20 protein-coding genes are annotated in these 21,074 nt (G+C 59.7%); 3 read left to right on the top strand and 17 right to left on the bottom strand.

Features of this window, described 5'->3' with window-relative positions; all coding sequences use genetic code 11:
* Nucleotides 1-7: 7 nt before the first annotated feature.
* The 3 genes from DA915_RS23725 to ampC form a co-directional block, all read right to left on the bottom strand.
* Nucleotides 8-1,330, bottom strand: a complete 1,323-nt coding sequence (locus DA915_RS23725; protein WP_107677483.1) for a solute carrier family 23 protein — start codon at nt 1,328-1,330, stop codon at nt 8-10.
* 347 nt (nt 1,331-1,677) lie between these two features.
* Nucleotides 1,678-2,841 carry an MFS transporter gene (locus DA915_RS23720; RefSeq protein ID WP_060723480.1) on the bottom strand — a complete coding sequence of 388 codons (1,164 nt, stop codon included), beginning with the start codon at nt 2,839-2,841 and terminating at the stop codon, nt 1,678-1,680.
* A 133-nt stretch (nt 2,842-2,974) separates the two neighbouring features.
* The gene (gene ampC / locus DA915_RS23715; protein ID WP_107677482.1) at nt 2,975-4,132 is read right to left on the bottom strand and encodes a class C beta-lactamase; all 1,158 of its coding nucleotides are present in this window, start codon (nt 4,130-4,132) and stop codon (nt 2,975-2,977) included.
* A gap of 133 nt (nt 4,133-4,265) precedes the next feature.
* On the opposite strand from ampC, the gene DA915_RS23710 reads away from it, so the two are divergent.
* Nucleotides 4,266-5,147 (top strand): LysR substrate-binding domain-containing protein, encoded by an 882-nt coding sequence (locus tag DA915_RS23710; protein WP_107677481.1) that lies wholly within the window; start codon nt 4,266-4,268, stop codon nt 5,145-5,147.
* 3 nt (nt 5,148-5,150) lie between these two features.
* Here the strand turns inward: DA915_RS23710 and chrA are convergent, their stop codons facing one another.
* From chrA to DA915_RS29035, 6 genes are all read right to left on the bottom strand, one after another.
* Nucleotides 5,151-6,380 carry a chromate efflux transporter gene (gene chrA / locus DA915_RS23705; protein ID WP_107677480.1) on the bottom strand — a complete coding sequence of 410 codons (1,230 nt, stop codon included), beginning with the start codon at nt 6,378-6,380 and terminating at the stop codon, nt 5,151-5,153.
* A gap of 165 nt (nt 6,381-6,545) precedes the next feature.
* Nucleotides 6,546-7,028, bottom strand: coding sequence for a hypothetical protein (locus tag DA915_RS23700; RefSeq protein ID WP_087745469.1), 483 nt, complete (start codon nt 7,026-7,028; stop codon nt 6,546-6,548).
* Nucleotides 7,029-7,167: 139 nt separating this feature from the next.
* Nucleotides 7,168-7,710 (bottom strand): hypothetical protein, encoded by a 543-nt coding sequence (locus tag DA915_RS23695; protein WP_107677479.1) that lies wholly within the window; start codon nt 7,708-7,710, stop codon nt 7,168-7,170.
* Nucleotides 7,711-7,929: 219 nt separating this feature from the next.
* Nucleotides 7,930-9,798, bottom strand: a complete 1,869-nt coding sequence (locus DA915_RS23690; RefSeq protein WP_107677478.1) for a tyrosyl-tRNA deacylase — start codon at nt 9,796-9,798, stop codon at nt 7,930-7,932.
* 50 nt (nt 9,799-9,848) lie between these two features.
* Nucleotides 9,849-10,751: a hypothetical protein gene (locus tag DA915_RS23685; RefSeq protein ID WP_107677477.1), complete on the bottom strand. Its 903-nt coding sequence runs from the start codon at nt 10,749-10,751 to the stop codon at nt 9,849-9,851.
* 594 nt (nt 10,752-11,345) lie between these two features.
* On the bottom strand, nt 11,346-11,513 hold the full coding sequence (locus tag DA915_RS29035; RefSeq protein ID WP_155272865.1) for a hypothetical protein: 168 nt from the start codon (nt 11,511-11,513) through the stop codon (nt 11,346-11,348).
* A 78-nt stretch (nt 11,514-11,591) separates the two neighbouring features.
* On the opposite strand from DA915_RS29035, the gene DA915_RS23680 reads away from it, so the two are divergent.
* Entirely contained in the window at nt 11,592-12,218 is a 627-nt protein-coding gene (locus DA915_RS23680) for a hypothetical protein (RefSeq protein WP_107677476.1), read from the top strand.
* Here the strand turns inward: DA915_RS23680 and DA915_RS23675 are convergent.
* The 6 genes from DA915_RS23675 to DA915_RS23650 form a co-directional block, all read right to left on the bottom strand.
* Entirely contained in the window at nt 12,167-12,916 is a 750-nt protein-coding gene (locus tag DA915_RS23675) for an aspartate/glutamate racemase family protein (protein ID WP_107677475.1), read from the bottom strand. The genes DA915_RS23680 and DA915_RS23675 overlap by 52 nt on opposite strands.
* 11 nt (nt 12,917-12,927) lie before the next feature.
* Nucleotides 12,928-13,746 (bottom strand): ABC transporter permease, encoded by an 819-nt coding sequence (locus DA915_RS23670; RefSeq protein ID WP_026372407.1) that lies wholly within the window; start codon nt 13,744-13,746, stop codon nt 12,928-12,930.
* A 4-nt stretch (nt 13,747-13,750) separates the two neighbouring features.
* Nucleotides 13,751-14,662, bottom strand: coding sequence for an ABC transporter permease (locus DA915_RS23665; protein WP_003508215.1), 912 nt, complete (start codon nt 14,660-14,662; stop codon nt 13,751-13,753).
* 228 nt (nt 14,663-14,890) lie between these two features.
* A complete protein-coding gene (locus DA915_RS23660) occupies nt 14,891-16,180 on the bottom strand; it encodes a PotD/PotF family extracellular solute-binding protein (RefSeq protein ID WP_020812848.1) in 1,290 nt (429 codons plus the stop codon).
* Between the two features lie 30 nt (nt 16,181-16,210).
* Complete coding sequence (locus DA915_RS23655) at nt 16,211-17,296, bottom strand: ABC transporter ATP-binding protein (protein ID WP_020812847.1); 1,086 nt, start codon at nt 17,294-17,296, stop codon at nt 16,211-16,213.
* 181 nt (nt 17,297-17,477) lie between these two features.
* The gene (locus DA915_RS23650; RefSeq protein ID WP_107677474.1) at nt 17,478-18,458 is read right to left on the bottom strand and encodes a 3'-5' exonuclease; all 981 of its coding nucleotides are present in this window, start codon (nt 18,456-18,458) and stop codon (nt 17,478-17,480) included.
* Nucleotides 18,459-18,648: 190 nt separating this feature from the next.
* On the opposite strand from DA915_RS23650, the gene DA915_RS23645 reads away from it, so the two are divergent.
* Nucleotides 18,649-19,551, top strand: a complete 903-nt coding sequence (locus DA915_RS23645; RefSeq protein ID WP_080866707.1) for a hypothetical protein — start codon at nt 18,649-18,651, stop codon at nt 19,549-19,551.
* 36 nt (nt 19,552-19,587) lie between these two features.
* Here DA915_RS23645 and DA915_RS23640 read toward each other — a convergent pair whose 3' ends face one another.
* On the bottom strand, nt 19,588-20,001 hold the full coding sequence (locus DA915_RS23640) for a hypothetical protein (RefSeq protein ID WP_192886643.1): 414 nt from the start codon (nt 19,999-20,001) through the stop codon (nt 19,588-19,590).
* A 168-nt stretch (nt 20,002-20,169) separates the two neighbouring features.
* A complete protein-coding gene (locus DA915_RS23635) occupies nt 20,170-21,063 on the bottom strand; it encodes a lytic transglycosylase domain-containing protein (RefSeq protein ID WP_107677472.1) in 894 nt (297 codons plus the stop codon).
* Nucleotides 21,064-21,074 lie beyond the last annotated feature (11 nt).

The following is a 21,074-nucleotide window of genomic DNA, read 5'->3' as shown; positions in this document are numbered from 1 at the left end:
GCAGGCATCACTTGCCCGACGCCGGCCTGCCAAGGCCCAGCAGGTGGTAAAAGGCAATCGCCCCAATTGTTGCCGTGCCGATACCATCAAGCGTGAAGCCGGCGACATTAAGCTTGAAGTTGCCCGCACCCAATACCAGCGCGATACCCACGGTGATGAGGTTGCGGGGTTCGGAAAAATCGACCTTGTTTTCAACCCAGATCCGTCCGGCGGTCGCAGCGATGAGACCGAAGACCACGACGGAAAGGCCGCCGATGACCGGCCCCGGTATAGTCTGAATGAGCGCACCGAATTTCGGCGAGAAGCCGAGAATGATGGCGACCAGTGCAGCCACGATGAAGACGAGCGTCGAGAAAATGCGGGTTATCGCCATGACGCCCATGTTTTCGGCATAGGTCGTCATGCCGGTTCCGCCGAAGGCGCTTGAAAACATCGTCGCAATGCCGTCGCCGATAAAGGCGCGGCCGAGATAACGATCAAGGTTCTGCCCGGTCATCGCGCCTATCGCCTTGATATGTCCGAGATTTTCCGCCACCAGAATGACGACGACCGGCGCGATCAGGGCAATCGCGGATCCTGAAAACACCGGTGCGGTGAATGTCGGCAATCCGAACCACGGTGCAGCCGCCGCGCCCGAGAAGTCGACGGACTTGCCGAAGCCGAAGCCGTTGGCGAGCACGAGATAAGCGAGATAGGCAATCGCGCCGCCGAGAAGAATGGGCAATCGGCGCGCCATGCCGGGGGCATAGACCGCAATCGCACCGACCGATGTGACAGTCAGGATCGCAATCCAGCGCGACAGCTGGTCGCCATCGGGATTGCCGGGGCCGGAGCCGGAAGCGCTTGCGATCGCAATGGGGGCGAGAACGAGACCGATTGCTGCAACGATCGCGCCGGTCAGAACCGGCGGCATCAACTTTTCGATCCAGTTATGGCCAGCGATCATGACGATGACGCCGATCAGCGCATAGAGCACACCGGCGGCGATGATGCCGCCGAGTGCCAGCGCGATATCAGGACTTGCCGCACCCGCGGCTGCACCCGTTGCCACAAGCACGGGCCCGATGAAGGCAAAGGAGGAGCCGAGATAGCTCGGCACACGACCGCCGACGGCAATGAAGAAAATGAGCGTCGAGATACCCGAAAACAGGATCGAGACATTCGGATCGAACCCCATGATCAGCGGCGCAAGAACCGTGGAACCGAACATCGCCACGACATGCTGAAGACCGAGCACCGCTGTCTGCCCCGCAGGCAGCCGCTCATCGGGCAGGATGCGCCCTTCGGTTTTCAGTCGCCAGCGCGGAAAATAACCACCGGTATCGCTCATGTCGTCCCCCCAGGAAACAGCCGGCACGCGCTTCCCGGGCTTTCCCGTTTCAGTTCGTAGCCGCGCAGAGATTTGCTTTTATGATTTGCGCGTGTAACCGAGATCGAATCGGCAGCCGGCGCATCTTTTCTCCGTTAGCGCGATTAGATGTCGCTGTCATCGGGAATGGATTGTTTCCACCGGGATGCATTTTTGAGGCGGATTGGCGGCGAAGTGTAATCGTGAAGGTTGAAGCCGCGCCACCTTGCCTGCCCTGGCTTTCCTCGTGCCATAGCATCCCGTCGTTTTGACCCGAGGTCTCCTTTTTGGGGACCGCGACGCGACATTCGCGATACCGTCCCAAATGATTATTCAGCCGGGGCTGGCTTCGCCCTCATACCGTTCAACCGCAGCAGGACCGCCAATGCCGCTGTGCTCATGATACCGAGCACGGCAAACACCGCGTGTGGGCCGATACTGCCCATCAACGCCGCCAGCACCGGCGGAGCCAGGGCGTTGATCAGGTTCATCGGCAGGGCGATGGTGGCCATTGCAGCCGCGTAATCAGACTTTTCGAAAAACACCAGCGGCATGGTCGCCCGCGCGACGGCAAAGGCGCCACTGCCGATACCGAACAACGCAAGATAACCGCCCACAGACAGAAATCCCGCCCCTCCGAGCCAGATTGCGGTGAGGCCCATGGGGATCATCACCCCCGATATGACCGCCGTGGACAGCCCATCCCATTTTTGTCCACCCGCGAGATCAATGACGCGTCCTCCAACCTTGAAAACACCGAGCAGGGAGGCGACCGCAACGGCGCCGGCAAGCTCCATTCCCATCGCCTGCAAAAGCTGTATGCCAAGAGCATCGACGCCGAAGGTGACAAAGCTGTTCAAGGCGATGGCGGTGACCAGAAAGATAAAAACCCGCCCTCTTCTCTCGCTGCCCGGTCTCGCCGTGGGCTGAGCCGCTCCATCGGTGACCGGCAGGCCAAAAAACACCAGCGGGCAGACAACCATGAGCATGATGCCGGCGTAAATGGAGACAGCGCCGCGCCATCCCAGCCCGTGATCGAGGAACGTGGTGATCGGCCAGAAGATACTGCCGGCCAGTCCGGTCACCAGCATCAGCGTTCCAATCAGGCTGCGCGCCCTGTCCGCTGCATATTCGGCAATATAGGCATAAGCAGACGTTGTGAGGAACATCGCGCCGGCAAGTCCCGTCAAGGCCCAGCTCATCCAGAACATGGCGAGGTTCACAGACAGGGCGAGCAGGAACAGGCCCAAGCCCATGATGCCGGCACCGGTCGCCATGACACGCCGCGTACCGAACCGCCGGAACGCGCGACCCACCCAAGGCGCGGCAAGCCCCATTGCCGCGAACATGACAGAGGTTCCCACAAAAACCGATGGCAGGGAGGTCGCAAATTCTGTCGCGACCGGGCCGGCCAGGACGGGCAGGATGCCAACCGCACCCCAGCCGGTTATCTGGGTAAGAGCAATGAGAAGGAGGACGTAACGAGAGTGCATCGTCCACCCTTAGAACCGAAGCGTGATGGCCTGATGACGGCGCGGGCACCACCCGCCTCCGGGGTGACCGGTGCGAATGGCGCGAGGGTAACGAGTTCCCGCGTCGCAATGAGGAGCACTGAAATGCCGCTTCCTATTCCACCTTTTCAAGCGCCGTCAGGATCTCATAGGCCACGGAAACCCGTTCCTCGTTGGGATAGTTTTTATTGGCCAGAATGACGATGCCCAATTTCTGTCTGGGGATGAACGCCACATAGGCGCCGAAACCATTGGTGGAGCCGGTCTTGTTGATGAAGACATCCTGACGCGGCTTCATCGGCGGAGAGATTTCAGAAGCCGGAACGGTCTTGAGCAACGCACCGGAATTCAGCTCTCGCAGCGTCTTAAGCGGCGTTGGATGGGCATATTGCTCCCAGACCATATCCTGCGTCATGGCGTCGACGCTGAAATATCCCGTATGGGTGTTGGTGAGCGCCTGCTGGATTTTTCCGTCCAGCTTTTCAAGGCCCATATTGGCGTTGACGAAGCGGATCATGTCCTGCGCTGTCGATCTGACGCCGTAGGCCTCGGATGAAAGAATGGCGGGCGTCATGCGGGCTGGTTCGCCGGTTCGTTTATAACCCTGCGCGTAGTCACCCATCTTTGCCTTGGGCACCACGGTGAAGGTGTTCTTCAGGCCAAGCGCGGGGAACAGCGTGTCCTGCATGGCGCCATCAAAGCTCTGCCCCATGGCTTTTGCGGTGATGTATCCCAGCATTCCGATGCTGGGATTGGCGTAGCTTCGGTGCGTTCCGGGCTTGTAGGAGGGTTTCCAGGCCTTGAGATAGGCCAGCAACTGCTGTTCCGTCTTGATGTTGTCGGGCACCTGAATCGGAAAGCCGCCGGCAGTGTGGGTGCCGAGATGCATCAGCGTGACATCGCCGAAAGGCTTGCCCTTCATGGAAGGAAGATAATCTTCGACCTTGCCGGAAAGCGAGAGCTGGCCGTTTATCTCGGCATAGGTGCTGAGCGTGACGGTGAATGTCTTGGAGATGGAGCCGAGTTCGAACAGCGTCTGCGGGGTCACGGGCTCATTCGTGCTTTTGGACATGACGCCATAGGTGAAGATGTGGCTCTGACCATCAACGCTGATACCAACGGCAAGACCGGGGATGCCGTTCTTCTCCATGACCGGCTTGATCGCGGCATCCGTTATCGCTTTCAGCCTCGTTTCATCGGCGGCAAAGGCCTCCGTGAACAGGCTCGTCGAGAGCAACGCAGCCAGTGCGATATGTCTGCGATTAAGTTTCATCTTTCGCATTCTCCAAAACCTTGAGTGGATTTTCGGCTTGTTCGCCATCCCCAGCGAAAAACGTTTAACCGCCCTACATTGCACGAACAAATCATGATATCTCGGAAGAGACACAAGAAAATCTAGGTCTTGAATGGTTCGGCAATTTCTTCCCCTGAACGGCTTGCGGGCCTTTGAAGCATCCGCCCGGCACCTGAGCTTCACCCGCGCGGCCATCGAACTGTGCGTGACGCAGGCGGCCGTGAGCCAGCAGGTGAAGGGGCTGGAAAAGCGGCTGGGGGTTGCGCTGTTTCAGCGGCTTCCACGCGGGCTGAAAATTACCGCCGAAGGTGAGGCCCTGCTGCCGACGGTGACCAGCTCCTTCGACCAGATGGCGACGACGCTCGACCGGATCGAGGCCGGACAGGTGCGAGAGCTGCTGTTTCTGGGTGTCGTGGGAACCTTTGCCGTGGGCTGGCTGCTGCCCCGGCTGCAGGCGTTTCAAAAGCAGCATCCCTTCATCGATGTGCGGGTTTCCACCAATAACAACCGCGTCGATATGGCGGCGGAAGGGCTGGATTTCGCCATCCGTTTCGGCCAGGGCTCCTGGCACGGCACGGATGCCTTTCGACTATTCGAGGCGCCTCTTTCCCCACTCTGCACCCCGAAACTGGCGGAGACGCTGAAAACGCCCGCCGATCTGATGGAAGCGACGCTGCTGCGCAGCTACAGGGCCGATGAATGGAGCAACTGGTTTGCGGCCGCCGGCGTAACGCCTGCAGCACAGGTGAATGCAGGCATTGTTTTCGACACATCTCTGGGCATGATGGAAGCCGCCCTGCAGGGGCTCGGCGTGGCGCTGGCGCCGCCATCGATGTTTTCGCGGCACCTCGCCTCCGCTGCGATCATCCAGCCTTTTCCGGTTACCATTTCGCTCGGAAGCTATTGGCTGACCCGGCTGCAATCGAAACCGCCCACACCCGCCATGCAGGCATTCTCCGACTGGATGTTCGAGACCATGGGCGCTGCAGTATGACGCCTATATCAAGGCAAGTAGAACGCCGCCGGCCGCGCAGAGGACCACCACGGCCCATGGCGGCGTTTTCCAGATCGTCAACAGGATGAAGCCTGTCAGCGCCAGGGCGAAATCCTTCGGGGTGAAGATGGCGCTTGTCCAGACCGGATCATAAAGCGCCGCGCCAAGAATGCCGACGACGGCAGCATTTGCACCACGCATGGCAGCCTGCGCCAGAAGGTGCTTGCGGAACCCTTCCCAGAAGGGCAGCGCGCCTACGAGCAGCAGCATGCCGGGAAGGAAGATCGCAACAAGGGCGATCGCCGCGCCCGCAACACCGTTGGGCTGCGGCCCCACCACCGCACCGAGATAGGCGGCGAAGGTGAAGAGCGGACCGGGCACGGCCTGGGTTGCGCCATAACCCGCGATAAAGGCATCTTCCGTGACCCAGCCTGTGGCGACGACTTCCGATTGCAGCAGCGGCAGCACCACGTGGCCGCCGCCGAAAACCAGCGCACCGGCGCGATAAAAGGCGTCGAACAAGGAGAGGCCCTGTGAAGCCGCCGCCGCCGCAAGCAGCGGCAGGAGGCCGAGCAGCAGGGCGAAGGCGGCAAGCGCGATATATCCGACGCTTTTGGGTACACGGAAGGCGAGATGGGTGGCCTGCCCCGCGGCATCCGAACGACAGAAGACAAGCCCGGCAACGGCGCCAATGGCAAGCGCCAGAACCTGCCCGAAGGCGCCGGCGACAAACACCACGCAGACGATGCCGGCCAGCGCGATGCTGGCGCGTTCACGATCCGGCGCGAGGCTTTTCGCCATGCCCCAGACCGCCTGCGCAACAACGGCGACGGCAACGATTTTCAACCCATGCAACAGGCCGGTGCCGACCGGCCCATCAATGGAGGCGGCAACCATGGCGAAGAGAAGGAGGAGAATGGCGGATGGTAATGTGAATGCCGTCCAGGCCGCCAGCGCGCCGAGCGGACCTGCGCGCAGCAGCCCGAGCGCAAACCCTACCTGGCTGGAGGCCGGGCCGGGCAGAAACTGGCACAGCGCCACAAGATCGGCGTAACCGGCCTCATCGATCCATTTGCGCCGCACGACCAGCTCATCGCGAAAATAACCGAGATGGGCGATGGGGCCGCCGAAAGAGGTGACGCCGAGCTTCAGGAAGGCCGCAAAAACCTCGCCGGGCGTGCCGTGCCTCTGGCTGCGCACTTCGGTCTCTATGGTTCGTGTTGACGATTTCACGAAAGAACTCCCTGCGTGCAACGGCTATTCGTCAACACATATCGGCCTCAAGACGGTTTCGGTATCAGACACCATTATGACAGGGATATGAAGGGGCTGGCGGCAGGGACGCCGGAAAGTTGCGAGAAGTTTCCGGCGTCGTCTGGCGATTATCCGACGAAGGGCCTATCGCTCGGTCGGCAATAAGTCGGTGAAGTGCGAAATCCAGCCATTTTCATCCGTGCCGCCGGAAAAACCCGTTGCCTCCCAAATGATGTGATGCCTGTTGCTGCCGTTGTGAATGGTCACCGCGGCGGCGATGGGGGTCGGCGACCGCCACGAAAAGTTGCGGTTCGGACCGGGCTCGAGATGGCTGAGGGATTCAAGCTGGACATCATCGAGGAACAGCACCGTGCTCATCTGGGTCTCATAGAGGTTCTCCCATCGCGCCTGCGCCAGCGCATTGGCTGCCGCAACGAGAAGATTGCTCTCGCCGACGGGATCGGCCAGGGCCGCCAGGCGCCATGCCGCGAAGATATTGGTGATATCCCCTGTGCTGAGGCCGAGGCTTGAGAGGAATTCGATGGTCTGCGCATTGCCGAAAGCATCATAGCCCGCTTCACCAAAGGGCCGGATATGCTTGACCACGAAATTGCTGAGAATTGGCATGTTTGTCTCCTTTTTTGGACATGAGCCACCTGTTTCCGGACGTTGACGTGCGGGATCGCATGGTGGGATTCTGTGTTGATTGGGTGCCGGAATATCTCCGGCAATCGATGGGAATGTGGTTAGTGTTCGGCTTGCCGGCCTAACCGAAGGTGATGGCGACGCGGGCCGGCATGCCCAAAAACTCCTGCAGGCCGAGGCGCGTTCTGGCCGCGCCCCGCCCGGCCGGCCATGGGTCGAGAATATGCAGTTCGAGATCCTTGCCGTTCACAGTGTAGCCGTAGACGAGGTAATAATGGTATTCGGTTCCGATCACGAAGACGCGGTTGTTATCGATCTCGCTCCTGACGATATCGGCCGTCAGACCGTTGACGAAATGGCCGCCGGTCGTGGTGTGATCGAAGGCGTTCCACTGGCTGGATACCAGCTTGACGATATTGCTGTTCGGATTTGCCCCGCCCAGTTCAAGGATGCCGGCGGATTGATCCAGAACCTGCGCCAGCTCCCAGCGTTCCTGAACCTGCGGATCGACGGTCGCGAGCGCTGCGGTATTGCGTCTCGCAATGTCGTACTGCGTGGCCGCAGGAAGCCCGCGATAGGCCCGCACCATCTGCTCGACGGCGGCAAAGCACCAGGCGGGGGTGTCCTGAGGCACCAAAACGGGAGGGTTATTGACTGTCGGCATGGTCTTCTCCTTTCTGAAAATGACGCGGCATGGGGCGCTTCGATGGCCGCGCGGTGCCCGTCGTTGATTTGGTGAATGTCGAAGTTCCGGCGGCCGTCCTGCCGGCATATGCGCCGGCAGGACATTGCCCATGATCCCATGCCCGAGGGGACGTGTTCGGCCGGGACCATGGATACGCTTCCTGCCGGGCCGGGACAGGAACGGCAGGCTCTCAGGGGATCAGGCGGTTTTGCTCAGATCCTGACGATAGGCCTGCAGCGACGCGATTTTTGCGTCCGCAGCGGCCTCGCGTTCGGCGACGATGGCCGAGACCTTTTCCGAGGCTTCCGCCATATAGTTCGTCAGTGCGGGGCCTGTGATATATGAGCCTTGCAACCCGTTGAGCTTCGACCATCCGTGCGCAAAACTGCGGTTGAATCTGTCACTGACGATCACCACCGCGTGCCATTGGGCGGTCTGCCTGACAAAGAACTCGTCGACGGAGCGAACGAGCTGGGCGAAGCGGTTCTTGCGAATAGTCTCCTGCCCCGCGACATTTTCGATGCCATCGATCTGATGCTGGGCATCGTCGGCAACGGCCTGCATGAAATCGGCGAAGCCTTTGAAGAAAAAGGCGATTTCCTCAATGATTTCCTTCATGCGTTTCAGCGCCGAAATGCTGACGTTGAGCGACTGGACCGCAAGCTTGATCTTGTCATCCTCGGCCTGTTTGCCCTTGAGCAGAGCGTTGATCTTTATGAGTTCGGCGGCCTGGTTCCGGCGTTCTTTCTCATAGGTTTCCACCTTGTCGATCATCTTCATTTGCATTTCACGCAGGCTCGCCGCCTGCTGCTGCTGCTCGTCGGTGAGCTTGCCCAGTCCCTTGTCGAGCGCGTCGAGCGAAGCCTGCAGGCTGGAAATCAGGGTTTGCTGATTTGCAATCTTTTCCTCCTGCGCTTTCAGTTCGGCAGCACGCGCGGTCAGGCGTTTATCGAGCTCGGCAAGTTCCACGGCCTTGCTCGATTTCGGATCGGCGCCGTCGGCGTCCTTCGCCAGCGCCGACCTGCTGTCCTCCAGCGATTTGATATCCGTCTTCAAGGTGTCGCGTTTTTCCTCGGCTTTGCGGAGTTCAGCCTTCTGCTCGGAGATCTTGCTCTGCGTTGCCGCCGCATCCGTCTTGCCGTCGCCGGTTGCCGGCGTGCGGCCGCCACCGCCTTGGCCCTGTCCGTCACCACCCTGCCCGCCTTTGGACTGCCCCGAGAGAGCACCACCAACCGAGGATGCCAACATCGAGGCCGGTCCGCCCGCGACCATGGCGATGGCAGGAACGACGCCGGAAATCATCTGCGCGCCGACACGAACGATCGACATGACGAAAGCGCGCTGTTCTGCCGTATTCGCCCGCTGTTCGTATTCGCGGGCTTTCTTTTCAAATTCCGCAACCTGCGCCTTGAGATCGTTCACAAGTGATTCAAGCTGTTGGCGCCGCGCATCGGCCTCGTGGATTTCCCGCTCCATCACCGCCTTGTCTTCGAGACGCCTGCTCAAAGCCGTTTCGCTCATGCTGGTGGCTTGAGCCGTTTTCGCAATGATGGCGTCATATGTGTCGGCAAGATTGAGAAGATCGTTGCGCACCTCCAGTGCTCTATCGCGGATATTTTTCGCCAGTTTTATCAGGTCGTTGGAGACAAACGCCTTGATTTCGGCCTGATCATTTCCCTCCCTGATATCGAGCCAGTCCGGGAAAAGATCGGCGATGGACGAACCGATGCGGGTGGCCGTCCCTATCGCGCCTCTCATGACTATTTCGCTCTTCTGCTGCGAATCAATCAATCCATCCATGATCGCAGTAATGCGCGCGCGAATTTTGTCCTCTTCCTGCGGCGTGGTGTTATAGGCGATGTAAAGCAGATCAATCGCATTGTCGGTGTCGCGCTTGGCGCGCTCGACATCATATGTTCCCTGGATCTTATCGACATAGGACCGGACAAGCGCCGTATCCGACTTGGGAAGGCTGAAATTCGGTTGCGAAACGATCGCATCGACGCCGGCGTCGATTGCGCTGTTGATCTGGGCGGTCCGGCTTTCGAAAGTCACGACATTGTTCATTTTCATGCTCCTGTTGATGGGTGGTTACGGAGAGTCATGGGGTTGATCGTTCACGATCCGCATTGTTTCTTCGCGTCGTCCGGCAGTCCGGCCTCGGTGGAGGAAATGAACTGCGGCACGTCTTTGGTCAGGCCGTCGATCTCGGTGGACAGCCGCGTAACCTGACGTATTTTCGCGTCGTCAGGATTGACCTCGCTCGCTTCCTTGAGAGCACTGGTGAAGTTGCCGACCTGAATGTTGAAGTCCTGAACCTTGACGTTGATGGTGGAGATCGTGGCTTTGAGCCTGGTGATCTGCTCTTCCAGAGTTTTCACCGCCTTCTGGTTTTCCGCGTGGCTCTGCTGTGCCGCCGCAAGCTGGCGGCGATTGTTTTCGAGCTGGTTGCGAACGCCTTCAAGAGCCGCCCGGGCGTTGTCCAGACGTGGCTGCGCGGTGCGGTATTCCCTCTCCGCATCCTTCATCCAGCCGAACGCCTTGACCGCAGCGTCACCGGCCTGGCAAATTCCCGGCAGGAAGAAGAGGACCCCGCTGCATATTTTTACTCTCTTGGCCTGTTCGTCCATTTCCCTCCGGGCTTTTTCGAAGGCGATCTGACGCGTCCTGACGTTCTCGCTCTCGGACTGAACCAGCTCCTCATAGCCCTTCACGCTGGTTTCGGACTGCACCACCTGCCGCTCCAGCTCGATCTGCAGGTACATGGCCTGCCCCAGCGCCTTCTCGCGGTCGGCGCTGAGCTGCTGTTGCGCCGTCAGATGCTCCATCAGACACACAGATCGGCGGCCGAGCAGCTCGCGGCTCGCTTCCGCCTGCTCCAGTTTCGACTGGAAATCCGCCACCTGTTCGGTGGTGAGGGTGGCCGCGTTCGCAAGGGCCGGCTGGCCCATGGACGGAATATCGAATTGCATCGCGATGGCCGCAAGGCCGGCAAGAAAAACATGTTTAAGTTGCATCATTTCAACCTCCTCTGGAGAATTGGGGATGAATAAAAGGCATGACGGGCTCTACACGCCGCCCGGCATCGCTGCCGACCGTGCCAGAGACATGGCAGTAACATTCGGGTGTCATGTGGTTTCGGATGCATCTTTCGCGACGCCGTCAATGCCTAAAAAGCAACCATCAAAGATTGTATTCACGGCAAATGGACGAAAGATTTCGCATCCATGGCTTCATTAAATTATGCAATAAAAACAGTAGATAATGTCATTGTCAGCGTCACCTTCACAAACCGTCTCAAAAGGGAACACATTTTAACGCGCCCCTTAACATTCAATTTATGAGAGTATTTTTTAATACCGCGCAACAGAGCCTCGGGGGAGTGCAACAAAATGCACGCATCTTCCGGAGCGGAACCTTTCGGCTGTCACGCCTGCCCCAAGCAGCCGTCGTCAGCGAGCAGAACTCACGTTTTCGAATTCGCCATAAAGTAGCGAAGAGCAAAAAACCACGGGAGAAAGGTATCCGGAAAAGCAGGCGCTCCAGTTTCAAAGACGCACCCCAAAAGGGACTTCGTCCGGTCTCAGCCGGACGTGCTTCGAGAGAGGCTGGGCTTACTTGCGAACCGCATCCTGAACGATGACGCCCTTGGTGATGCTGTCACCCATCTTTGCACCCACATATCGGCCGTCTTCAAACAGGAGCAGCGCCTCGTCCGCGCGTTCGGAGACTTCGGCGCTTTCGCCACCGTCATGTGCGCCGTCGGCCTCGGATCTGTTCATGGCGGGCAATTTACGCTGGCGGCGGTTCAGGCAGTTGTCGTTCCACCTGGCTGGGCATCCAGCCGCAGGACACGCGCATTGATCGACTGGCTGGAACTGGAAGATACAGCGCAGCGGCACCCGCCAGGCGGCGATAATCGCGAGCGGCCGTGGAGCCTGAATGGCTGGCTCATTGCGGCAATCGAGACGCTCGCCACGGCCTATCTCACCGCGGCTTCGCCATGGGGAATCTCCCCGGCAATGGAGGCATCAGACGAAGAGGCTATCGGAACAGACGCCGTTATCGACGGTGTGAGCTGGTCACTGCGGCACGCGCAGGACTTGTCTTTTCTTTCGGAGGAGATGCGGATGTTCCTTGGGCATGCGCCCGGTTTCCCCATCCTGTTGGACTTGCTGTCGGCCGCGAAAACAGGCGCTTGCGATGCGACGGGTTGCGCGTTCTCCCGCAAGGCGGCGGCACGGGCCTATGGGATCAGCCGCGCTCACGTCACGGCCATGCTTGCCAGGGCCGAGCGGCTGAACATGCTGAAGAGAAATGGATCAAGAATAGTTCTGAGCGATCTGACATTGCACAACGTCCAGCGCGATCTGGCCTATCAGCTGGCATTCGTCATTTTGTGGTCGGAGATAGTGAAAACCTCACGATCTCAACCTCACAATACTCCGGAGAGCCTGTCCGGCCGGAATACCTCCAGCAACCCGTGATAGGGTTTGACAAGTGGCGTGGCATAAGCGCCGCGCTTTGCGGTTGACAGCCCCATGGACACCAGCGATTCCGCCTGTTTGACGGCCGCTGCAACGCCATCGACAACCGGCACGCCGAATTCATCGCGCAATTCGGCGGCAAGGTCGGCCATGCCGGCGCAACCGAGCACGATCGCCTCCGCCCTGTCCTCTTTCAGCGCGAGCGAGATTTCCTCCCGCAGCCTTTCACGGGCGTTCGAGCCGGGATCTTCCAGCGACAGGACAGGAATATCGGCAGCGCGCACGTTGCAGCGGGCGGACATGCCGTAACGGTGGACGAGATGTTCCAGAGGCAGCCGTGAGCGTTCCATCGTTGTGACGATGGTGAATTTCTGCGCGATGAAGGCGGTAGCGGAGACCGCCGCCTCGCAGATGCCGATAACGGGAATATCGGCGAGCGCGCGGGCCGCATCGAGCCCGGTATCGTCGAAACAGGCGATGACCGCCGCGTCGGCTCCCAGCGCCGGGGCCTTTGCAAGCTCCAGCAGGAGGCCAGGCACGGCGAAAACCTCGTCGTAATAGCCTTCGATGGAGACGGGGCCCATGGAAGAGGTGACGGCCAGTATCTCCGTATCGCGGCCGGCTATCCGCGTCGCCGCGTCGGCGATGGTCGCGGTCATGGATTGCGTGGTGTTGGGATTGATGACGAGAATGCGCATTTTACGTTTCTTTATCCGCGTGAATGACGGCGATTGAGCGTAACGATCAGGCCAAGCGTGGCCGCAATCACCAGGAAGGAAAACAGGGTTGTAACAGCACCGAGCGCATAAAGCACCGGCGTCGTGACATTGGTGGTCATGCCGTAGATTTCCAGCGGCAGCGTGTTGTAGGTGCCTGACGTCATCAATGTACGGGCGAATTCGTCATAAGAAAGCGTGAAGCCGAACAGGCCGACGCCGATCAGGCTCGGCGCGATCATCGGCAGCACCACATGGGCGAAGGTCTGCCAGGAAGACGCGCCGAGATCGCGGGCAGCTTCTTCATAGGACGGCGAAAAGCGGTTGAAGACGGCGAGCATGATGAGTACGCCGAAGGGCAGCGTCCAGGTGAGATGCGCCCCGAAAGCTGATGTATACCATGAGGGTTCCAGTCCAAGCTGCTGGAAAAGAACACCAATTCCGAGCGAAATGATGATCGACGGCACGACGAGGCTTGCGACCGACAGGTAGAATAGCGGCGTCGCGCCGATGAACCTGCGCCGGAAGGCAAGGCCCGCCAGCAGCGACACGAGCACCGTGACGGCCATGACCATCAGCCCGAGGCCGAAGGAGCGGCGGAAGGAGCCGCCGAAATCGCCGACCGCCTGCTGTTCGAAGAGATTGCCGAACCAGTGCAGCGAAACGCCGTTCAGCGGGAAGGTCAGGCCGCCATTCGGCCCCTGAAAGGCGAGGATGAGGATGGCCGACAGCGGGCCGTAAAGAAACAGCACGAAGAGGGCGAAAAAGAAGGCGAGGATATAGAATTCGCGGCCGCGTTTTTCCTGATGCATGGGACTATAGCTCCTTGCGGATATCGACGATGCGCAGGATGCCCGCGACCATCAGAAGAACGAGGATGAGCAGGATGACGGCATTGGCGGCGGCGGCAGGATATTGCAGCAGCGACATCTGGTTCTTCATCATCAGCGCCACCGACGCGCTCTGGCCGCCGGACATGACCTGAACCGTGGAGAAATCGGCCATGACCAGTGTGACGACGAAGATGCTGCCGATGGCCATGCCGGGCTTGGCAAGGGGAATGATGACGTTGCTGAGCGTCTGCCAGCCCGTCGCACCGGCATCACGCGCCGCTTCGATCAGCGATTTGTCGATGCGCATCAGCGTGTTGAAGATCGGTGTGACCATGAACAGCGTATAGAGATGCACCATGGCGAGCACGACGGCGAAATCAGAATAAAGCAGCCATTCGATCGGCTCGGGAATGATGCCGGTGCCCACCAGCGCGCTGTTGACGAGACCGTTTCGTCCCAGAACCGGGATCCAGGAAATCATGCGAATGATGTTCGACGTCAGGAAGGGCACGGTGCAGACCAGGAACAGCACCATCTGCATCGTGGTGGTGCGGATATGGAAAGCGAGGAAATAGGCCACCCAGAAACCGCAGAACAGCGTGATGGCCCAGACCACGGCGGCATATTTCAGGGTGTTGAGATAGGTCTGCCAGGTGACCCACGAGCCGAGCGTTTCCAGATAATTGAAGGTCACGAAGTCGGGATACATCTGGGCGAAATCGTAATCCCAGAAACTGACGACGGCGATCATGAGGATCGGCAAAGCCAAGAAAAAGCCGAGGATCAGCAGAAGCGGGGCGGCCTGCACATAGGACACAAGCTTTTGCGGCAGCGCGAAGCTGCGGGGCGGCCTGTCCTTTTTGTCGCTGACGCCGATGAGCCTGACCGTCACCATGGTTGTGCCTTTCGCTGAATTTGGAGAAACACCGGCATTGACCGCCGATGAGAATATTTACGAGGCTCCCTCCACTCTCCCGTCATCCTCGGGCTTGACCCGAGGATCCACAACCCGGCGTGACCATGGATCCTCGGGTCAAGCCCGAGGATGACGGCGGAGAGGTTTGAACGCTCTGTCGTTCTCAAAACCGGCGACCTTCGCCGCCGGCTTCGTCCCTGAAAAACATCAGGCCGCGATGAATTCGTTCCAGCGGCGGACCATGTAGCGGTCTTCGTCCATGACGGAGTTCCAGCACGCGACCTTGCCCATGCGCTCCTCGAAAGAGCCGCCATCGCGCACCGCGCCGGCCTTTTCCATGACCTTGCCGTCGGGCGCGATGATGTCGCCCTGCGCCGGCTTGCCTTCGACCCAGTAACCCCACTCGTCGGCGGACATGTGCTCCTTGGCCGTTTCCATGGCGGCGGAATAATAGCCCTGGCGGTTGAGGTAAGCGCCGACCCAGCCGGAGGTGTACCAGTTGATATATTCATAGGCCGCATCGAGTTTCGCGCCGGATAGATGCTTGGCGAGACCGAGGCCACCACCCCAGGAGCGATAACCTTCCTTCAGCGGCTGGTATTTGCAGGCGATCCCCTTCGAGCGGACCGCCGCGACGGCGGGTGACCACATGGACTGGATGATGACTTCACCCGAGGCCATGAGGTTGACGCTTTCATCGAAGCTCTTCCAGAAGGCACGGAACTGGCCGTCCTTCTTGGCCTTGATGAGGAAGTCGATGGTCTTGTCGATCTCCTCCTTGGTCATGTTGCCCTTGTCGGCATATTTGATGTTGCCCATGGCTTCCATGATCATGGCCGCATCCATGATGCCGATGGAGGGGATGTTGAGGATCGAGGCCTTGCCCTTGAACTTGGGGTCCATGATATCGGCCCAGCTGGTGATATCGCGGCCGACGAGATCGGGGCGGATGCCGAGGGTGTCGGCATTGTAGATGGTCGGGACCATGGTGAAATAATCGGTCTCACCCTTGGCGAACTTCTTGTCGCCGGGCTTTTCGACGAAACCGACCGTGTGCGGGGCCGTGCCCTGCGCCACGACGCTGTCCGGCTTCAGCTTGCCGTTTTTGAACAGCGGCACGATCTTGTCGTAATATTTGAGCTTCTTGATTTCCATCGGCTGGATGACGCCGGCGGGATAGACCTTCTTCAGGATCCAGTATTCGATATCGGCGATATCGTAGGAGTTCGGCTGGGTGACGGCGCGCTGGGCGGCCGCATCCGAATCCGTCGCCGTCATCTCGAGCGTGATGCCGAGATCGGCCTTGCACTTTTCGGCAATGGCGTTGAGGTTCGACACACCCGTGCCGAACTGGCGGATGGTGATGGGGTTCTGCGCCCAGATGGTCGGGAAGCCGGTGATGAGGCCGGAGCCGATCGCGGCGCCCGTGGCGGCAGCGCCCGCCTTCAGGAGGCCGCGGCGGGACAGGCCCATTTTGCTGTTGGTAGTATCTGTCATTTCAAAGTTCTCCTCTGGTTATTTTTGGGGTCACTTCTCTACCCGGCCGAGCACGATGGCATCGGCCGCATTCCATGAAAGCGGTATGGCGTCACCGGTCCTGACCGGGTTTTCGAAGAAGGCGGCATCGCTCAGGATGACGTTGAAATCCTCGATGCCCGCGCCGGTCACGGCGATCTTCACGCTCGCGCCGCGATATTCGACATTCGAGACGATGCCGGTGAAACCGAGCCCCGGCTGGTCTGCTTCGCCGACGCGGACGCGGTCGGTGCGCACGGCGATGTCGACTGCGCCGTCATCGGGGGCGACGCCGCTTGCTGTGAAAGTGCCGCCGCCCACCACTTCGAGCGTGACGAGATCATCCGATTTTTCCCGATAACGCCCGGAAATAACGTTGTGGTCGCCCATGAAACGGGCAACGAAGGCGGTGGCAGGACGCTCGAACACCTCGCGCGGGGTGGCTGACTGTTCGATACGGCCGTCATTCATGACGACGATGATATCGGCCAGCGCCATGGCCTCTTCCTGGCTGTGGGTGACGTGGACGAAGGTGATACCGAGCGAGGTCTGCAGCTTCTTCAGCTCGGCGCGCATGCGGATTTTGAGGAACGGATCGAGCGCCGAAAGCGGCTCGTCCAGCAGCAGCGCCTCGGGATCGGTGATGAGCGCACGCGCCAGCGCCACGCGCTGCTGCTGCCCACCGGAAAGCTGGGCCGGACGCCTGTTGGCATAGGGCTCAAGCTGCATCAGCTGCAGCATCTCAAGCGCCTTCGCCCGGCGAGCTTCCTTGTCCACACCCTTCATCTTGAGGCTGAAGGCGACATTGTCGACGAGATCGAGATGTGGAAACAGCGCGTAGGACTGGAACATCATCGCCGTGCCGCGTCTGGCCGGCGGCAGATCAGTGACGACCGTATTGCCGAGCCTGATATCACCGCTGGAGATGCTCTCGTGGCCGGCGATCATCCTGAGCGTCGAGGTCTTGCCGCAGCCCGACGGGCCGAGCAGGCAGCAATAGCTCCCGGCCGGTATCTTGAGGCTTATCGCATGCACGGCGGTGGTGTTGCCGTAAATCTTGGATACGGAAGCGATGTCGATTGCTGCGGCTTTGCTCATAAACACTCTCCTGCGACGTCTTTGTCATGCAGGAGGCGTGCCAATCGGCTTAGCCATTGATGTAAAATGATATTTTTCTGCGCACCCGAAACCCGTGTGCGGACCTGCTCAATTTTACATCGATTGTTTTCGATTCATTGCAGAAATTGTATGCAATCTGAAGCCCAAAATATCTCGCGTTTCAGCCGGCCTTGAACCTGTCGAAAGCGGTGAGATATTTGACTGTCGGGTCGGCATCCCAGCGGTAGATTTCGGTCCGCAGGAAATGCAGTTCCTCATCGAGCTTTTCTTCAGGCAGTTCCACCCACCAGGATTTCGGCCGGCCATCGGAACCGTCGGACCAGCGATAACCCCGCTTTTTTAGATGATCCTTCATGTCGAAGGGGCTGTTTTCCGCGTAGAGACGCACCCTTGACCGCTGGCTCGCCTCATGGAGTTCGGCAAAGGGCGTGCTGCTTTGGCCGGGGCGCGTCTGCTCCAGCACTTCCAGCAGGGCGAAACAATCATCCACCGCGCGATGGCCGTCGTGGAAATAGCCTGACTGTCCGATCAGATAGCCAAGCTTGTTGCCCTCAAAACCACGCACCCGCCAGTCTATTTCCGAAACGGAACAGGCCCAGGCCTTGTCGCGGAAGATCGGTGAGAAGGCCTCGCAAAAGGGGCGGTCGAAACCCGCATTGTGAGCGACGATCAAATCGGCATCGGCAATGAGGGAAGTCAGCCGCGCCATGTCGATCGACTGTCCCGCGACCATCTCGTCGGTAATCCCCGTCAGGCGGGTGATCTCTTCTGGAATGGCAATAGCAGGCTGCCGCAACCCGCCATAGATGCCGGTGACATCGCCGATCGCACCGTTATCGTCGAATGTGAAGGTGATGACGCCGATTTCGATGATCTCGTCCGTGCGATGGTCGAGGCCCGTCGTTTCCGTATCAAGGATGACGCCCTGGCGGGGAAATTCCGGCCTTGGACGGTCGACGACCGCGCGCGGCTGCAGCCGGCGCAGGACACGATAATTGCCGGTGGATTCAAGGTATCCGGCAAGGGTCTCATCGTCCGTAGCGGTCTTTTGGGTCGTTTCGCGACCACCCGCTTTTCGCCCTCTTTCAGCCTGAGGAAGCCGCGCTGACGCGGGTGCGAAAAAATCCAACTGGGAGGTCATTATGCGCCTGTCCGCCTTGCACGCAAATCAAGATTAAGTACTCCAACATATGCGCACAGGCTCACAGTAACAACAGCGGTCACTCTCATCCACAGGAACGGGATATATCACGGGGTACAGTTAAGGGTTGCGGCTTCAATTTACGATGGTAAAAAAACACACCGTTCCCGTGTTTCAGGAGAGAAGAAGAATGCCGCTTCCATCACCTTCCAACCCGAAAACGCTTGCCGACCAGGGCCAGTTGAAGCTCTTTCCGCTACAAAGCGGCCCGCACTTCGCCAATGTCGGCCTGACCAACGGGGCGAGCGGCATTGTTTTTACGGGCTATACGCGCGATGCGAGTCGGGACAATGAAGCCTTCTCCTGCTGCGGCAGTTACACCCTGCGCAATTCCGTCCACGCCGCGATTGCCGGCACGACCAGCGACAATTGCACGGTCTTTGCCCTGAAGAGCATCATCAACCAGCGCCCCTGCCTGGCGGTTGGGAAATTCGACCCCGATGGCAAGCCGCTGGAATTGTCGAAGTCGGAGTTCGATCAGGTCACCAAACCCCTGTTCCAGTTCGCGGACAAGGTTTCGCCGATCCTCGGCAGCGAGCCGGCGCCCGGCATCCAGATCCGCAGCGGCGACGCCTCCTATAATTATCAGGTGGATGCGCGCAGCGGCCGCTTCCGCTTCACCTATAAGGACGCCATGAACGGCGGGCGTTTCGGACCTTCGGCCGACGGCAATCTCTCTCTCGAGCACGACGGTCATCGCCTCGCCAGAATAAGTGCTGGCGGCAGCTATAGCAGTTCGGACAATTCGATTGCCGCCTCGGCCTATCGCGACATCGATTCCCGCGGCTTCGAGACGACGGTGCGCAGCGGCCAGGCTTCCGCCATGTTCGGAAGAACCTATACGGAAAATGCCATTACCCGCAAAATGGGCGTCGGTTACGGCAACACCTCGTTCCGGCGCGAGGACACGCCGGGCGGAACGATCAAGGAAAGCCTGGGACACAAGCTGGACAAGGTCACACTTGAAGTATCCCGCACACGCGACCGGGCGAAGGGCACCGAATATATGCTGACCATCAAGATGGAGCTCTGAGGCACTCGGGAACCGGAGCGGCTGCGACGGACCTTCTCAGGAGGCTGGACGATTGAGAAGCGTCTCGCAGTTGGCGGGATTGCCGATGATCTCACTCGTCTTGATGGTGGAGGCGGCATTCGCGGTGATCTTGATGATGCAGTCGCGGCGATGTTCCTTGATCTTCATGCCTTCGGTTTCCGAGACCCTCGCCTGCCCGTCCACGGTCTTGACTTCGCGCCTGTTGCTGAGGCCGGCATAGGTCTCCACATCGACCTTCAGCCAATAGGACTCGGTTTCGCCGTTTTCGATGATAACCTTGTTCGGGCGGCCAAGCCGGGCGATTGCGGCGTCACGCGGTTGCCCCACGAAACTTGCGACCGCGCGGGAGACCTGCGTCTCCCCGGTGCTGGTGCACCCCGCAACGACGACCAGAACGGCCGCCAGACATCCGGTTTCAAACCATTTCATTTCCAGATCATTCCCCACACATGCAGCCGACCCCTGTCGGCCAGCATTCGCGGCAAATCTATGCACGATCATTCCCCCCCTGAAAGATGGTACGGCCTTCAAGCCGATCAACTTGTTATGATCAGCCTTGTCGCGGGAGGAAGACTTATCGGTTCGACGCGGCCGTTTTTACCGGTTGCGGAACACGGTGCAGGGAACACCCGCCCGCCGGATATCGCCACAAAGGGTGTTGGCTTCGGCTCTGGTTTCGCGGCCGATGCGGGCGGCATAACGCGGCCGCGACCCGAAGTTTCCACCCCTCTGCCGCACGATCAGAGCCCGTTCGGCATTCAGCGGTTCCGAAAGCTGCAGGATCGCCCGGGTGAACAGCCGGTTCGCTACAGCAGGGTTATAATGCGCCGCAAGCTGCACGCCCCAGGGCGCCCAGTCGGCTGATGCAATGAGGACGGGATCGTTCATGGTGCGGGTGTCGGCGAGGCGCACGCATGCATCAAGGAAAGGGCGGCTGTCATCCAGTGCCGGCGCCGCCTTTTCCGGCGGGTTGTCCTTCCAAGTCTCCACCGGATAACCGGTGATCGCAAACACATAATCCCGGGTCTCGGTCGGCAGGCGGCCATTGGCGATGAAGTTCCGCAAGCCCGCCTCGCCCGCATTATAAGCTGCGGCGGCAAGGCCGAAATTGCCGAACTGCACATTCAATTCGGAGAGATAACGGGAAGATGCCTCAAGGGCGGCGATGATGTTGAAACTGTCTTCAAGACCGCGCAGTCGCGCCGTTCCCGGCATAAACTGGGCAATGCCCTCCGCCCCCTTCGGGCTGACCGCACTCGCCCGGAACAGGCTTTCCCGCCAGATCAGCCGTGCGAAATAATCAGGCGGAACGGCATGGCGGGCGGCGAGAACCTCCATGGCGTGGCAAAGATCATTATTGTAACTGCCGACATTGATGCACAATTCCGGCGCGACATCATGGGTGTAGGCGCAGGAGGTCTTTCCCTTGGCGGGCTCTTCTGCTTGCGCCGCGCCGGAGGCTGCGGCCAGCAGACAGATGACAAGAGCCAAGCGGCTTATCG

Origin of the sequence: Agrobacterium sp. LAD9 (genome assembly GCF_003031125.1) — a bacterium.
Taxonomy (GTDB): Bacteria; Pseudomonadota; Alphaproteobacteria; order Rhizobiales; family Rhizobiaceae; genus Agrobacterium; species Agrobacterium radiobacter.
This window is presented reverse-complemented; position numbering and strand designations above follow the sequence as displayed.

What these genes read in the sequence shown, in the direction of transcription:
- DA915_RS23655 (WP_020812847.1), bottom strand. Translation starts at nt 17,296, where the DNA reads ATGAGCAAAGCCGCAGCAATCGACATCGCTTCCGTATCCAAGATTTAC.
- DA915_RS29035 (WP_155272865.1), bottom strand. Translation starts at nt 11,513, where the DNA reads ATGAACAGATCCGAGGCCGACGGCGCACATGACGGTGGCGAAAGCGCC.
- DA915_RS23720 (WP_060723480.1), bottom strand. Translation starts at nt 2,841, where the DNA reads ATGCACTCTCGTTACGTCCTCCTTCTCATTGCTCTTACCCAGATAACC.
- DA915_RS23645 (WP_080866707.1), top strand. Translation starts at nt 18,649, where the DNA reads ATGCCGCTTCCATCACCTTCCAACCCGAAAACGCTTGCCGACCAGGGC.
- DA915_RS23665 (WP_003508215.1), bottom strand. Translation starts at nt 14,662, where the DNA reads ATGGTGACGGTCAGGCTCATCGGCGTCAGCGACAAAAAGGACAGGCCG.
- DA915_RS23725 (WP_107677483.1), bottom strand. Translation starts at nt 1,330, where the DNA reads ATGAGCGATACCGGTGGTTATTTTCCGCGCTGGCGACTGAAAACCGAA.
- DA915_RS23690 (WP_107677478.1), bottom strand. Translation starts at nt 9,798, where the DNA reads ATGAACAATGTCGTGACTTTCGAAAGCCGGACCGCCCAGATCAACAGC.
- DA915_RS23650 (WP_107677474.1), bottom strand. Translation starts at nt 18,458, where the DNA reads ATGACCTCCCAGTTGGATTTTTTCGCACCCGCGTCAGCGCGGCTTCCT.
- ampC (WP_107677482.1), bottom strand. Translation starts at nt 4,132, where the DNA reads ATGAAACTTAATCGCAGACATATCGCACTGGCTGCGTTGCTCTCGACG.
- DA915_RS23675 (WP_107677475.1), bottom strand. Translation starts at nt 12,916, where the DNA reads ATGCGCATTCTCGTCATCAATCCCAACACCACGCAATCCATGACCGCG.
- DA915_RS23695 (WP_107677479.1), bottom strand. Translation starts at nt 7,710, where the DNA reads ATGCCGACAGTCAATAACCCTCCCGTTTTGGTGCCTCAGGACACCCCC.
- DA915_RS23700 (WP_087745469.1), bottom strand. Translation starts at nt 7,028, where the DNA reads ATGCCAATTCTCAGCAATTTCGTGGTCAAGCATATCCGGCCCTTTGGT.
- DA915_RS23670 (WP_026372407.1), bottom strand. Translation starts at nt 13,746, where the DNA reads ATGCATCAGGAAAAACGCGGCCGCGAATTCTATATCCTCGCCTTCTTT.
- DA915_RS23660 (WP_020812848.1), bottom strand. Translation starts at nt 16,180, where the DNA reads ATGACAGATACTACCAACAGCAAAATGGGCCTGTCCCGCCGCGGCCTC.
- DA915_RS23710 (WP_107677481.1), top strand. Translation starts at nt 4,266, where the DNA reads ATGGTTCGGCAATTTCTTCCCCTGAACGGCTTGCGGGCCTTTGAAGCA.
- DA915_RS23685 (WP_107677477.1), bottom strand. Translation starts at nt 10,751, where the DNA reads ATGATGCAACTTAAACATGTTTTTCTTGCCGGCCTTGCGGCCATCGCG.
- DA915_RS23640 (WP_192886643.1), bottom strand. Translation starts at nt 20,001, where the DNA reads ATGAAATGGTTTGAAACCGGATGTCTGGCGGCCGTTCTGGTCGTCGTT.